This is a genomic window from Micromonospora desertarenae, from assembly GCF_056150265.1.
The window spans coordinates 1-13810 of the sequence record NZ_JAXCFQ010000001.1 but is presented as its reverse complement, the minus strand read 5'-3'; the positions used below and the strand labels follow the sequence as shown (position 1 = coordinate 13810).

The following is a 13810-nucleotide window of genomic DNA, read 5'->3' as shown; positions in this document are numbered from 1 at the left end:
TTCTCTTGGTACGACTAGAGAAACTTGACGCGGCAATGGCATGCTCGGCGAAACGCTTACTGCACACAGTCGTGCCGCGACGCACGGTTGCCGAAGGGGGCACAGAGCACCGTGGGAGTGCCACACACCGCGCCGGTCCATACCAGACGAGCGGACGCGGTCCCACTGCGCCAGGTGGTGCCGAGCCTGCTCCGTGACCCGGCGCAGGCGCTGGTCGAGTTCGGGGAACGGTCCCGGGGCGAGGTGGTCAAGCTCAACCTCGGCTCGTTCCGTCCCTACCTGGTCACCCGGCCGGAGCACCTGCAGCAGGTGCTCCGGGAGAAGGCCGCCAACTACGTCCGGGCCGGCGACGGGCTCCAGTGGCGGCCGCTGAAGCGGTTGTTCGGCGAGGGCATCCTCAGCGACGGCGAGTACTGGTCGAACAGCCGGCACATCCTCCAGCCGCTGTTCACCGCGCGGCGGATCGACAACCTGGTCGACCGGCTGGCCGAGGCGATCGAGGACGCGGTCGACGAGCTGGACGCCCCGGCCCGGGCCGGCCAGCCGGTCGACATGGGCACCGAGCAGGCCCGGATCGTCTGCTCGGCGATCATGCGGGTCTTCTTCGCCGACAAGATCTCCGTGCCGGACGCCATGAAGATCATGGAGGCGCAGGACGCGATCGCCTGGTCGGTGATGCCGCGCATCATGGTGCCGTGGGCCCCGCTGGCCATGCCGATGCCCGGTGACCGCGCGTTCCGCCGGGCCGTCCGGCTCATCGACGACACGCTGATGCCGATCGTCCGGGCCTCCCGGGCGACCGCCGACTCCGACGGCGACGACATCATCTCCACCCTCTGGCGCGGCCGCGCCGAGGACGGCAGCCGCCTCGACGAGCGCCAGGTCCGCAACGACACGGTGGCCATGGTGGCCACCACCACCGAGACCACGATCAGCGTGCTGACCTGGCTCTGGCCGCACATCGAGCAGGACCCGGTGATCGCCGAGCGGCTCTACGAGGAGATCGACCGGGTGGTCGGCGACGCCCCGGTACGCCGCGAGCACCTGCGCGAGCTGCGCTACACCCGGCAGGTCCTCGACGAGCTGCTCCGGCTCTACCCGATCGGCTGGCTCTTCCCGCGCCGGGCGGTCGAGGCCGACGTCCTCGGCGGGGTGCGGATCGAGGCCGGCGCCACCCTCGTGGTGAGCCCGCTGATCACCCACCGGATGTCGATGTTCTGGGACCGGCCGGAGGTCTTCGACCCCGACCGGTTCGCCCCGGAGCGGGCCCGCAGCCGGCACCGGTACGCGCACTTCCCGTTCGGCGGCGGCCCGCACCAGTGCCTCGGCATGCACCTGTTCTACCTCGAGGCGACGCTCATCGTGGCGACCCTGCTGAGCCGCTACCGGTTCCGCCTCCAGCGCCCGGCGGTGCCCGGCATCAAGGTGGCCGCCGCGCTGCGGCCCCTGGAGCGGGTCGAGCTGACCCTGCGCCCGGTGCGGAGCGCCGCGGCATGAGCGCCCGACCCGCGTCGCCGCCGTCCGACGGCGGCGACCAGATCGCGCTGGCCGCCGAACAGGGCCGGATCTGCGCCCTCGCCGCCAAGGGGCAACGCGACCTGGCCGAACGCGCCGCCGCGTACCCGGAACTCTTCCCGCCCCGGCCGTTCGACCCGGCGTTGTTCGGCAACGTCGCGATGGCCATCGCCTTCGGCGCCCCGTGGTGCGACCTCGACCAGCTGCGGATCACGAACCGGGCGGTGCTCTGGGGCTTCGCCGTCGACTGGCAGGTCGACTACGTCGCCAAGAGCCGGGACGAGATCGACCGGCTGGCCGCGAACTGCCTGGCGGTGGCCGACGGCGCCGCCCCGGCCGGCGACGACCCGCTCGGCCGGTTCCTGGCCGAGCTGCGCGACGAGCTGGCCGCCGTGCCGGCGTACCGGACCCACGCGCCGGTGTGGCGGGCCGAGCTGCGCAAGGTGCTCGACGCCATGGCGCGGGAGTGGGACTGGAAGCAGGCGGCCGGCGCCGGTGGCCTGCCCACCCTCGACGAGTACCTGGACAACGCCGACAACCTGGCCTGCACGGTGGTCAACGTCGTGCACTGGATCCACTCCGACGACCCGGTGACGCTCGCCCACCTGGACGCGCTGGTGGTGGCCAGCGCCGAGGTGCAGCGGATCCTGCGCCTGGTCAACGACCTCGGCACCTACGAGCGGGACCTGCGCTGGGGCGACCTCAACGCGCTGTTGCTGGTGGACGACCCGGCCGTGGTGCGGCGGCGGATCGACGAGCTGGTCGCCCGCGCCCGCGAGCTGCTGGCCCCGCTGCGGGACAGCTGCCCGGTGCAGGCCGACTACCTGGCTCGGCAGATCGGCTTCAGCAGCGGCTTCTACCGTTCCACCGACTTCTGGGGCACGCTGTGACCGCCTCGGAGCTCGGCACCAGGGCGGGGTCCGAGGTCGCCGCGGCGGCCCGGGAACTGCTCGCCGCGCTGGCCCTGGAGCCGGCCGGCCGGGTGACCGCGTCGGTGTACGAGACCGGCCGGCTGGTCGCCGACGCGCCCTGGCTCACCGGCCACGACCGGCGGTTGGCGTACCTGCTGGGCAGCCAGCGCCGCGACGGCGGGTGGGGTGCGCCCGGCGGCTACGCCCTGGTGCCCACGGCCAGCGCGGTGGAGGCGCTGCTCGCCACGTTGCGCGCCGGCGGCGGCAGCGGGCCGGGTGAGCCGTCCTGGACCGATCTGGCCGGCGCGGCCCGGCGCGGGCTGGACGCGCTCCGCGGGTGGCTCGCCGACGGGCTGCCGCTGCCGGACACCCCGGCCGCCGACCTGATCGTGCCGGCGCTGGTCGAGCGGATCGACGCCCACCTGGAGTGGTTCGACGAGCGCCCCGGCACCGGCCCGGACGGCTGGGCCGGCCGGCGCCTGCCGGCGGTGGACCGGCGGCGGCTGGACGGCCTCGGCGCGCTGCTGGCCAGTGGCCGGCCGGTGCCGCAGAAACTCCAGCACGCCTTCGAGGTGCTCGGCCCGGCCGCCCGGGGGCGGCCCGACGTCGCGCCGGTCGCCGGCGCGGTGGGTGCCTCGCCGGCCGCCACCGCCGCGTGGGTCGGCGGCACCCCGGACGCGGCGGACCCGGCCGTGCGGGCCTACCTGACCGAGGCGGTCCGCCCGCACGGCGGCCCGGTGCCCTGCTGCACCCCGATCACGGTCTTCGAGCGGGCCTGGGCGCTGAGCAACCTGGCCCGGGCCGGGGTGCCGGTACGGCCGGCGCCGAAGCTGGTCGCGGAGCTGGCCGGCGCGCTCGGCCCGCAGGGCACCCCGACCGGGCCGGGCCTGCCGGCCGATGCCGACACCACCTCGGTCACCCTGTACGCGCTGGCCCGGCTCGGCCACCCGGTGGACCCGGCCAGCCTGCTGAACTACGACGTGGGCAGCCACTTCTGCACCTGGCGCGGCGAGGACGGGCGGTCGGTGACCACCAACGCGCACGTGCTGGAGGCGCTGGGCTGGCACGCCCGGCACACCACGACCGGCGCCGCCCGCTACGGCGAGCGGGTCACCGCGCTCGCCGGCTGGCTGCGCGAGCAGCAGCAGCCGGACGGGCGGTGGGCCGACCGCTGGCACGCCTCGCCGTACTACGCCACCTCGTGCGCGGTGCTGGCGTTGACCGGGTACGCGCCGGCCGAGCTGGCCGGGGCGGCGGTGGACCGGGCGGTGGACTGGGTGGTGGCCACCCAGCGGCCGGACGGGTCGTGGGGGCGCTGGAGCGGCACCGTGGAGGAGACCGCGTACGCGCTGCACGTGCTGCTCGGCGCCGACCGGCCGGCGCGGCCGGGGGTGCCGGAGGCGGCCCGCCGGGGCCTGCACCAGCTGGCCACGATGGACGGCCGGCGCGACGATCCGCCACTGTGGCACGACAAGGACCTCTACGCTCCCGTGCTGATCGTCCGGTCGGCCGTGCTCGCCGCCCGGCAGCTCGCGCTGACCAGATCGGACCTGCTCGGGGCGGGTGGGGCGGGGCGGCGCGCGGCCGCCCCGGACGATTCCATGATCAGGAGCGCTTGAGTGACGAAGCGGACGCTGCTAGCGTGCGCCGGGGTCGATGCGTGCGCGTACGTGCGCCACTGACTGACGGATCACACAGGCCACGCCAGGGACGGTGTAATGGGTTCCCGCAGTTCGAATCTGCGTACCAAGGTTGTCGCCCTGCTCGCCTCGCTGGTCGCGCTCTGGAGCTTCACCGCCTGGGTGACCATCCGGGACGGCGTGAACCTGCTCGGCGTGCAGGCGTTGGACAGCAAGGTCTTCAACCCCACCGAGCCGCTGCTGCTGCAGCTGCAGCTGGAACGCCGGACGTCGCTGACCTTCCTCGGGCGCCCCGACGACGGTCAGCGCGCGGCCCTGGCCGAGGTGCGGCAGCGCACCGACCAGCTGGCCGCCGAGTTCACCGAGTCCATCGACAGCTGGCAGGTCGCCGCGCTCGGCAGCGACACGCTGGACCAGCGGCTCGACGAACTGGTCGGCGGGCTCGACGAGCTGTCGGCCACCCGTACCGCTGTCGACGACAAGAGCATCGACCGGGCCGAGGCCGGTGGCGCGTTCACCGAGCTGATCGAGTCGATCTACCGCGTCTACGACGCGCTCGGCAACCTCGACGACGAGCAGGCCGCCGAGGACACCGCCGCGCTGATCGGCCTGAACCGGGCCCGGGAACTGCTGTCCCAGGAGGACGCCCTGCTCGCCGGTGTGCTGGCCGCCGGGCGGATCACCCCGGCGGAGCGGGCGGAGTTCACCCGGATCGTCGGTGCCCGGCAGTTCACCGCCGCCCAGTCGATCGTCCGGCTGCCCGCCGCCGACCAGCGCCGCTACGACCAGATGTCCACCGGCGAGACCTTCCGCCGGCTGGCCGACCTGGAGAACCAGGTCATGCAGAGCGACGCCGGCACCCGGCCGCCGGTCGAGGCGGCGGAGTGGAACGACACCACCGGCCCGGCGCTGACCGAGATCGGCGACGTGGTGCTCGCCGGCGGTGACGACATCGTCGACCGGGCCACCCCGATCGCGATCGGCGTCATCGTCCGGCTGGTGCTCGCCGCCGGCCTCGGCCTGCTCGCCGTCGTCGCCTCGATCATCGTGTCGATCACCACGGCCCGGGCCCTGGTGCGCCAGCTGGAGCGGTTGCGCGAGGCGGCCTTCCGGCTGGCCAACGAGCGGCTGCCCAGCGTGGTCGAGCGGCTCGGCCACGGCGAGGAGGTCGACGTGGCCAAGGAGGCGCCGCCGCTGGAGTTCGGCGACGACGAGATCGGCCAGGTGGGCAAGGCCTTCAACGCGGTGCAGGAGACGGCGATCCGGACCGCTGTCGAGCAGGCCGAGCTGCGCCGCAACGTCCGCGAGGTGTTCCTCAGCCTGGCCCGGCGCACCCAGGCGCTGGTGCACCGCCAGCTCACCCTGCTCGACGCGATGGAGCGGCGGGAGCAGGACGCCGAGGAGCTGGAGGACCTGTTCCGGGTCGACCACCTGGCCACCCGGATGCGGCGCAACGCGGAGAACCTGATCGTGCTCTCCGGCTCCACGCCCGGCCGCGCCTGGCGGCGCAACGTGCCGATGGTCGACGTGGTCCGCGGCGCGGTCGCCGAGGTCGAGGACTACACCCGGGTCAACGTGCTGCCGCTCGGGCCGGTGTCGCTGACCGGCCGCGCGGTCGGTGACGTCATCCACCTGCTCGCCGAGCTGATCGAGAACGGCCTGTCCTTCTCGCCGCCGCACACCACCGTGGAGGTGCGCGGCCAGATGGTGGCCAACGGCTTCGCCATCGAGATCGAGGACCGTGGCCTGGGCATGAGCGAGGAGGACCTGGCCGCCGCGAACCACCGGATCGTGGACCAGTCCGAGCTCAACCTGGCCAACGCCGCCCGGCTCGGCCTGTACGTGGTGAGCCGGCTGACCGAGCGGCACGGCATCCGGGTGCAGCTGAAGGAGTCCGCGTACGGCGGCACGACCGCTGTCGTGCTGATCCCGGCCGACCTGGTCACCGCCGACGACGCCGACCCGAGCACCTCCGGCGGTTTCCCGGTGGGTGCCCCGGCGGCGGCGCCCGCCGTCACCGCCGGTCCGGCCGCGCCGGCCGGCGAACAGCCGCCCGCCCCGCTGGTGGCGCCGGTGGCGCTGGCCGAGCCGCCGGTCGTCGCCGAGCCGGCGGAACCGGCCCCGGTGGCCACGGTGGGCGGCGACGGCGGTGCCGACGACGGCGGTGCGGGCGAGGGTGACGGAGGTGCGGACGGCGGGCTGCCCACCCGGACCCGGGGCCGGAGCCTGCCGGCCGGCGAGGACCCGCTGCCCACCCGCGCCCGGCGCTGGTCGGAGCAGGCGGCGCTGGACGGGCCGACCTTCCCGACCGGCCTGCCGATGGCGGCCGCCCGGTCCGACCTGGACGCCGCGCCGACCGGTTCCCCGGCCGGTCCGCCGCCCGCCGGCGAGGTCGCGCCGGCGACCGACGGTGGCCCGGAGGCCGCCGTCCCCCAGCCGCGACCGGCCCGGACCGACTCCGGGCTGCCGGTCCGGGTCCGGCAGGCCAACATCGTGCCCGAGCTGCGCGACGAGCCGGCCGCCCCGGACGACGACGAGGACGTGGTCCGCCCACCCGAGCAGGTACGCCGGATGATGAGCTCCTACCAGACCGGCACCCGGCGCGGGCGTACGGACGCGGCGCGACTGCTCGGCGGGCCCGGCGCCAGGCCGGACTCCGGGCCCGACCCCGACGAGCAACAAGCGACCTGACCGGTGCGGGCGGTGCGGGTACCCCGCTCGCGACGTGACGGTCAGCCCCACACGAGCACGGCGACAACAGCCGGGGGAGAAGAGGACGACGAGTGGCGCAGAAGACGGCTTCGAGTGCCGACCTGACGTGGTTGCTGGATGATCTGGTCGGCCGGGTTAAGCAGGCCGAGCATGCGGTCGCGCTCTCGACGGACGGCCTGCTGATGGCCTCCTCGCAGGGGCTCAGCCGCGACGACGGAGAGCACCTCGCGGCGATGGCGGCCGGGATCCAGAGCCTGGCCCGGGGCGCCGGCAAGCGCTTCGGCGGCGGGCAGGTGCAGCAGACCATCATCGAGATGCAGTCCTCGTTCCTGTTCGTCACAGCCGCCGGGCGCAACGCCTGCCTCGCGGTGCTGGCCAGCGAGGACGCCGACGTCGGCCTGATCGCGTACGAGATGGCGATGCTGGTCACCCGGGTCGGCAAGTTCGTCGCCTCGCCGACACGCAACGCCGAGCAGTCGGCCGGCGAGAAGTAGCCGCGATGACCGTGCAGGGAGAGTCCGCGGAACATCAGTGGGTGGACGACCATGCGGGTCCGGTGGTGCGTCCGTACGCGGTGACGCGTGGCCGGGCCCGCCCGGTCACCGGCACGTTCGACCTGATCTCCCTGGTGACGGCGACCCGGGCCGACGTGACGCCGGAGGTCGGCCTGGGCCCGGAGCATCTGGCGATCGTCGGGCTCTGCCAGCGGATGCAGTCCGTCGCCGAGATCGCCGCCCACCTGGATCTGCCGGTGGGCACCATCCGCGTCCTGCTCGGCGATCTGGTGGCCCGCAACCTGGTGCAGGTCCGCGAGCCGCGGAACACGGCCGGCCTTCCCGACAACAGCGTTTTCGAGGCGGTAATCAATGGACTACGGGCACTCTGAGCGGCCGGCGGGAGCGACCCCACTGCCCACCGCGATCAAGATCCTGGTCGCGGGCGGCTTCGGCGTGGGCAAGACCACCATGGTCGGTGCGGTCAGCGAGACGCGCCCGTTGCGCACCGAGGAGGTGCTGACCGAGAGCGGCGTCGGCATCGACGACCTCTCCGGCGTGGAGAGCAAGACCACCACCACGGTGGCGATGGACTTCGGCCGGATCACCATCAGCGACGACCTGGTGCTCTACCTGTTCGGCACCCCCGGCCAGGACCGGTTCTGGTTCGTCTGGGACGAGCTGGCGCTCGGCGCGATCGGCGCGGTCGTGTTGGCGGACACCCGCCGGCTGGCCGACTGCTTCCCCTCCATCGACTACTTCGAGGGGCGGGGCACCCCGTTCGTGGTGGCGGTGAACTGCTTCGAGGGCGCCCGGCAGTACCGGCTGGACGAGGTGCAGGCGGCCCTCAACCTGGACCCGGGGGTGCCGGTGCTGCTCTGCGACGCCCGGCAGCGGGAGTCCAGCAAGGAGGTGCTCATCACGCTGATGGAGCACGCCATGAAGGTCCGGGACGCCCGCCGCCGCGCCGAGTGACCCGGCCCGGTCCGGCCGCCGGTCGCCCGGCGCCGGCAACCTGAGGCGTACGCCGAAGGGCCCCTTCCCGCTCGCGCGGGAAGGGGCCCTTCCGTCGTCACCGTCAGCTGGCGATCATGCGGCGCAGCACGTACTGCAGGATGCCGCCGTGCCGGTAGTAGTCCGCCTCACCGGGGGTGTCGATCCGGACCACCGCGTCGAACTCGATACCGGTGTCGGTGCTGACCTTGACAGTACGCGGCGTCTCGCCGTCGTTCAGCGCGGTCACCCCGCTGATCGAGAACGTCTCGGTGCCGGTGAGCCCGAGCGACTCGGCGGTCTCGCCGGCCGGGAACTGCAGCGGCAGCACGCCCATGCCGATCAGGTTCGAGCGGTGGATCCGCTCGTACGACTCGGCGATGACCGCCTTCACGCCGAGCAGCATGGTGCCCTTGGCCGCCCAGTCCCGCGACGAACCCGAGCCGTACTCCTTGCCGGCCAGCACGACCAGCGGCACGCCGGCCTCCTGGTAGGCCACCGAGGCGTCGTAGATCGAGGTCTGCTCGCCGGTCAGGTGGTTGACCGTGAAGCCGCCCTCGACGCCCGGCACCAGCTGGTTGCGCAGCCGGATGTTGGCGAAGGTGCCCCGGATCATCACCTCGTGGTTGCCCCGGCGGGAGCCGTACGAGTTGAACTCGTGCCGCGGCACGCCGTGCTCGGCGAGGTACTTCCCGGCGGGGGAGTCGGCCTTGATGGAGCCGGCCGGCGAGATGTGGTCGGTGGTCACCGAGTCGCCCAGCTTGGCCAGCACCCGGGCGCCGGCGATGTCGGTGACCGCCTTCGGCTCCCGCTCCATGCCCTCGAAGTACGGGGGCTTGCGGACGTAGGTCGACTCGCCCTCCCAGGCGAAGGTGTCGCCGGTCGGGGTCGGCAGCGACTGCCACCGCTCGTCGCCGGCGAAGACGTCGGCGTACGCCGAGCTGAACCCGGAGGCGCCGATCGCCGAGGCGATGACGTCCTGGATCTCGGCGCTGCTCGGCCAGATGTCGCGCAGGAAGACCGGGTTGCCCTGGCTGTCCTCGCCGATCGGCTCGTTGGCCAGGTCGATGTCCATCGTGCCGGCCAGCGCGTACGCGACCACCAGCGGCGGGGACGCCAGGTAGTTCATCTTGACGTCCGGGTTGATCCGGCCCTCGAAGTTGCGGTTGCCGGAGAGCACCGAGACGACGGCCAGGTCGGCGTCGTTGACCGCGGCCGAGATCTCCTCGGGCAGCGGGCCGGAGTTGCCGATGCAGGTGGTGCAGCCGTAGCCGACCAGGTGGAAGCCGAGCTTCTCCAGGTAGGGGGTGAGGCCGGCCCGCTCGTAGTAGTCCATGACGACCTTGGAGCCGGGCGCCAGGGTGGTCTTCACCCACGGCTTGCGGGCCAGCCCCTTCTCCACCGCGTTCCGGGCCAGCAGCGCGGCACCGATCATGACCTGCGGGTTGGAGGTGTTGGTGCAGGAGGTGATCGCGGCGATCACCACGGCGCCGTGGTCCAGCTCGAACTCGGTGCCGTCCGCGCCGGTGACCCGGACCGGGTTGGTGGCCCGGCCGCCGGCCCCCACCGCTGCCGTCTCCAGGTCGCGCGGGGCGTCGGCCGGGTCGTTGACGCCGTTGGCGGGGGAGTCGCTGGCCGGGAAGGACTCGGCGCTGGCCTCGTCGGCGTGGCCGACCACCCCGAACGGCTTCTCCTGCTGCGGTACGCCCGCGGCGCGGCCCCGGTCGCCACCGGTCTCGTCGGCGGCCACGTAGTCCTTCAGGGCCGAGCGGAACAGCGTCTTGGCACTGCCCAGCGGCACCCGGTCCTGCGGGCGCTTCGGGCCGGCCAGGGACGGCTCGATGGTGCTCAGGTCCAGCTCCAGCCGCTCCGAGTACTCCGGCTCGGCGTCCGGGTCGTGCCAGAGGCCCTGCTCCTTGGCGTACGCCTCGACCAGCGCGACCTGCTGTGGGTCGCGGCCGGTCAGCTCCAGGTAGCGGACGGTCTCGGCGTCGATCGGGAAGATCGCCACGGTGGAGCCGTATTCCGGCGACATGTTGCCGATGGTCGCGCGGTTGGCCAGCGGCACGGCGCTCACGCCCGGGCCGTAGAACTCGACGAACTTGCCGACCACACCGTGCTTGCGCAGCATCTCGGTGATGGTGAGCACCAGGTCGGTGGCGGTGGTGCCGGCGGGCATCTCGCCGGAGAGCTTGAAGCCGACGACCCGCGGGATCAGCATGCTGACCGGCTGGCCGAGCATCGCGGCCTCGGCCTCGATGCCGCCGACGCCCCAGCCCAGCACGCCCAGGCCGTTGACCATCGTGGTGTGCGAGTCGGTGCCGACGACCGTGTCCGGGTACGCCTGCCCGTTGCGCTCCATGATGGTGCGCGCCAGGTACTCGATGTTCACCTGGTGCACGATGCCGGTGCCCGGCGGGACCACCTTGAACTCGTTGAACGCGGTCTGGCCCCAGCGCAGGAACTGGTAGCGCTCCTTGTTGCGCTCGTACTCCAGCTCGACGTTGCGCTGGAAGGCGTCCTCGCGGCCGAACAGGTCGGCGATGACCGAGTGGTCGATCACCAGCTCGGCCGGGGCGAGCGGGTTGACCTTGGTCGGGTCGCCGCCGAGGTCGCGTACCGCCTCGCGCATGGTGGCCAGGTCGACCACGCAGGGCACGCCGGTGAAGTCCTGCATGAGCACCCGCGCCGGGGTGAACTGGATCTCCACGCTCGGGTCGGCGGTGGGGTCCCACGCGCCGAGCTGCCGGATGTGGTCGGCGGTGATGTTCGCGCCGTCCTCGGTCCGCAGCAGGTTCTCCAGCAGGATCTTCAGGCTGTAGGGCAGCCGGTCGTGGCCGTCCACCTTGCTGATCTTGAAAATCTCGTAGCTCGCGTCTCCGACGCGTAGCTGGGTCTTCGCACCGAAGGTGTCGAGGCTCGCCACGTCGTACTCCTTCACACCAGCGACCGTGAGTAGTCCTGAGCAGTCTGTCGCACCGGCCGGAGTGCCGCCGTGGTTAGGTGACACTTACCGCCGATTCTCGCTTTCAACAAAACCGTACGTCCGTCTTGCTAAACACGCAACCTCGTGCCATCGTTCGGGACGAGGAGGTACCACCATGATCCATCACGTCCAACTCGCCTGCCCGCGCGGCTCCGAGGACGCGTCCCGGTCCTTCTACGTGGGCGTGCTCGGCCTCACCGAGAAGCCCAAGCCGCCGGTGCTCGCGGCCCGCGGTGGCTGCTGGTTCACCGGACACGGCACCGAACTCCACCTGGGCGTCGAGGACGACTTCCGGCCCGCCCGCAAGGCGCACCCCGCCCTGCTCCGGCCGGACCTGGACGCGCTCGCCGACCGGCTCGCCGCCGCCGGTCACCCCGTCACCTGGGGCGATGGCGAGCTACCCGGGATGCGCCGGTTCCACACCGAGGACGTACACGGCAACCGGCTGGAGTTCCTCGCCCCGCTCGACTGACTGCGCGGCGGGCGCGTCGGGGTGGCCGTGCGCAGCCCCGGCGTCGAGCCCGCCGGCGGCGTCCGGCCTGGCGCGGGGGGAGCGTCGCCCGTTCAGGCCGTGCCGGCGGCGCGGCGCACGGCCTCGTCCAGCGCCTCAGGGGTACGACCGACCAGCGCGCCGCCGTCGTCGAGCAGCAGGATCGGTCGCTGGATCAGCTCGGGCGAGGCGACCATCGCCTCGATCCAGCGCGGCTCGGCCGCCGTGTCGCGCGGCCAGTCGGCCATCCCCCGGGAAACCGCCGCCGGCTCCTGGAGCCGACAGATGTCCCAGGGACGCGCGTCCAGCCGGCGCAGCACGTCGGTCAGTTCCTCGACGGTCGGCGGCTGGTCCAGGTAGGGCCGGACCTGGTAGCCGACACCGGCCTCGTCCAGTGCGGACCGGGCACCGGCGCTCTTGGAGCAGGCGGGGTTGTTCCAGATCTCCATGCCCGCCATGGTGCCAGCCACCCGTCGAGCCGCGCCCGCCCCGGTACCCCCACCGATCGGCTCGCACGAGGTCCGGGATATAGGGGCCTCGGGGTGCCCGGGAGGCCACCGCCTGCGGGATGTTGCGGGGATCTGCCTGGCGGGTACCGGTCGATCGGCCCGGTCGGGCCGGTTGGGGGCCGGGCCGGTCGGGCCGGTTGGGCCGGTTGGGGCCGGGTCGGTCGGGGCGGTTGGGGCGGGTTGGGGGGATCGGGTCAGGCCGGTCTGGGTGGGTCGGCCGCGCCGGTCGGGGGTGGTTGGGGCGGGCCGGGGCGATCGGGACGGGTCGGTCGGGCCGGTCGGGTGGGTCGGTCCGCGCCGGTCGCGCCGGTTGGGGCGGGCCGGGGCGATCGGGACGGGTCGGTCAGGCCGGTCGGGGCGGGCCGGTCGCGCCGATCGGGGCGGTCGGGAGTCGGTCGGCTGGGCGTGTCGCGGCCGCGGCGGGCGGTTGCGCGCCGGCGTGATACCTGAGCGTCATAAATATGCCGCTGAGGTATCACGCCCTCGGGCGATTGACGGCGATGGCCGTCCCCGGGACGCCGGCGGCCTGCGCCCTGGCCCGGGGTGCGTTCGGCTGGGTTGATCCACTCCATGTCCGGGATATGGCGGCATCCCGAGCCTGTGGACACCGCGATATCCCGGACACGGTGTGGATCACCGGGGTGGCGTGGTGAGTCGTTGGCGACATCAGCTCCCGGGCGTGGCCGGTGGGCTCCGTCGTCGCCCCACCACCGAACGCAAGAGGTCGCCCCGCTGGGCGGGGGCCGGCACAAGCTTGGCGGTCCGGGGCGGCCTGACCGCGCCGCCCCGAAAGGTGCGCTCACAGGCTTGCGTCGGGATCCGGCCCGGCTATGCACCGACCCCCTGGAAAGGCGGGTCGTGCCGGTGACCGGGCTGGCTGTCCGGCTATGGGCTGAGCGTCGTCAAGGGCCGGGCGTCCGATCAGGCGGCGCGTTCCGATGACGGGGGGCCGCCCTGTCCGTGACCGGGCCACCTGTCCGTGCCGGGCTGCCTGTCTGCGACGGGCTACGTGGACCGGTAGTGGCCGGGTGTCCGGTTCGCGGTGTCCGTTGGTGTGTCGGGGTGCGGGGTTTGGGTGCCGGTGTGGGGTGGTCGGGGCCACCCTGGCGGCGGAATCGGTGGCGGGTCGGGGTCGTTGAACATGGCAGACCCGCGCCACACCCCCGGGGTGCTGGCCTCGCGGGTAGCGGCCCAGCCCGGATCGCGGGTGGAATGCCCGCCCGCTGCGGGTCGTTGACACACCCCCCGACGGGCCAAGCAAGCCCCCGGGCGCCGGAGCCCCCGGAATGGCGGGCCGGCCCGGATGGTTACACCCCCGACGGGCCGAGCACGCCCCCCCGGCACCGAGCCCCCGGAATGGTGGGCCAGCCCGGATGGTTACACCCCCGACGGGCCGAGCACGGCCCCCCGGGCGCCGGGTGCTGGAGCCGCCGGAATGGTGGGCTGGCCCGGATGGTTACACCCCGGGACGCCCGAGCAGGCCCCTGGCCGCCGGAAGCGACCCCCCTTCCATTGCACGACCTTTCCTTGCGCGCGGCCCACACCGCCCCCCGTTTGGTG

At 73.4% G+C, this 13810-nt stretch carries 10 protein-coding genes; 8 read left to right on the top strand and 2 right to left on the bottom strand.

The window, feature by feature from the left end:
- Positions 1-174 precede the first annotated feature (174 nt).
- From SM577_RS00050 to SM577_RS00020, 7 genes are all read left to right on the top strand, one after another.
- A complete protein-coding gene (locus SM577_RS00050; protein ID WP_302920391.1) occupies positions 175-1497 on the top strand; it encodes a cytochrome P450 in 1323 nt (440 codons plus the stop codon).
- The gene (locus SM577_RS00045) at positions 1494-2405 is read left to right on the top strand and encodes a terpene synthase family protein (protein ID WP_474586013.1); all 912 of its coding nucleotides are present in this window, start codon (positions 1494-1496) and stop codon (positions 2403-2405) included. Before SM577_RS00050 ends, SM577_RS00045 begins: the two co-directional genes overlap by 4 nt.
- Complete coding sequence (locus SM577_RS00040; protein WP_474582395.1) at positions 2402-4045, top strand: prenyltransferase/squalene oxidase repeat-containing protein; 1644 nt, start codon at positions 2402-2404, stop codon at positions 4043-4045. Before SM577_RS00045 ends, SM577_RS00040 begins: the two co-directional genes overlap by 4 nt.
- 99 nt (positions 4046-4144) lie before the next feature.
- Entirely contained in the window at positions 4145-6757 is a 2613-nt protein-coding gene (locus tag SM577_RS00035; RefSeq protein WP_302920388.1) for a sensor histidine kinase, read from the top strand.
- Between the two features lie 92 nt (positions 6758-6849).
- Complete coding sequence (locus SM577_RS00030) at positions 6850-7272, top strand: roadblock/LC7 domain-containing protein (RefSeq protein WP_088992930.1); 423 nt, start codon at positions 6850-6852, stop codon at positions 7270-7272.
- 5 nt (positions 7273-7277) lie between these two features.
- Positions 7278-7664: a DUF742 domain-containing protein gene (locus SM577_RS00025; RefSeq protein ID WP_088992931.1), complete on the top strand. Its 387-nt coding sequence runs from the start codon at positions 7278-7280 to the stop codon at positions 7662-7664.
- Positions 7645-8247: a GTP-binding protein gene (locus SM577_RS00020; protein WP_302920387.1), complete on the top strand. Its 603-nt coding sequence runs from the start codon at positions 7645-7647 to the stop codon at positions 8245-8247. Before SM577_RS00025 ends, SM577_RS00020 begins: the two co-directional genes overlap by 20 nt.
- Before the next feature lie 103 nt (positions 8248-8350).
- On the opposite strand, the gene SM577_RS00015 is transcribed toward SM577_RS00020, so the two are convergent.
- A complete protein-coding gene (locus tag SM577_RS00015) occupies positions 8351-11206 on the bottom strand; it encodes an aconitate hydratase (protein ID WP_474586012.1) in 2856 nt (951 codons plus the stop codon).
- 160 nt (positions 11207-11366) lie between these two features.
- On the opposite strand from SM577_RS00015, the gene SM577_RS00010 reads away from it, so the two are divergent.
- A complete protein-coding gene (locus tag SM577_RS00010) occupies positions 11367-11723 on the top strand; it encodes a VOC family protein (RefSeq protein ID WP_474586011.1) in 357 nt (118 codons plus the stop codon).
- Positions 11724-11815: 92 nt separating this feature from the next.
- Here the strand turns inward: SM577_RS00010 and SM577_RS00005 are convergent, their stop codons facing one another.
- The gene (locus tag SM577_RS00005) at positions 11816-12190 is read right to left on the bottom strand and encodes an ArsC/Spx/MgsR family protein (RefSeq protein WP_474582391.1); all 375 of its coding nucleotides are present in this window, start codon (positions 12188-12190) and stop codon (positions 11816-11818) included.
- Between the last annotated feature and the right edge of the window lie 1620 nt (positions 12191-13810).

Excerpts from the sequence above, each read along its gene's own strand:
- SM577_RS00045 (WP_474586013.1), top strand. The coding sequence starts at position 1,494 with ATGAGCGCCCGACCCGCGTCGCCGCCGTCCGACGGCGGCGACCAGATC.
- SM577_RS00035 (WP_302920388.1), top strand. The coding sequence starts at position 4,145 with ATGGGTTCCCGCAGTTCGAATCTGCGTACCAAGGTTGTCGCCCTGCTC.
- SM577_RS00025 (WP_088992931.1), top strand. The coding sequence starts at position 7,278 with ATGACCGTGCAGGGAGAGTCCGCGGAACATCAGTGGGTGGACGACCAT.
- SM577_RS00020 (WP_302920387.1), top strand. The coding sequence starts at position 7,645 with ATGGACTACGGGCACTCTGAGCGGCCGGCGGGAGCGACCCCACTGCCC.
- SM577_RS00010 (WP_474586011.1), top strand. The coding sequence starts at position 11,367 with ATGATCCATCACGTCCAACTCGCCTGCCCGCGCGGCTCCGAGGACGCG.
- SM577_RS00005 (WP_474582391.1), bottom strand. The coding sequence starts at position 12,190 with ATGGAGATCTGGAACAACCCCGCCTGCTCCAAGAGCGCCGGTGCCCGG.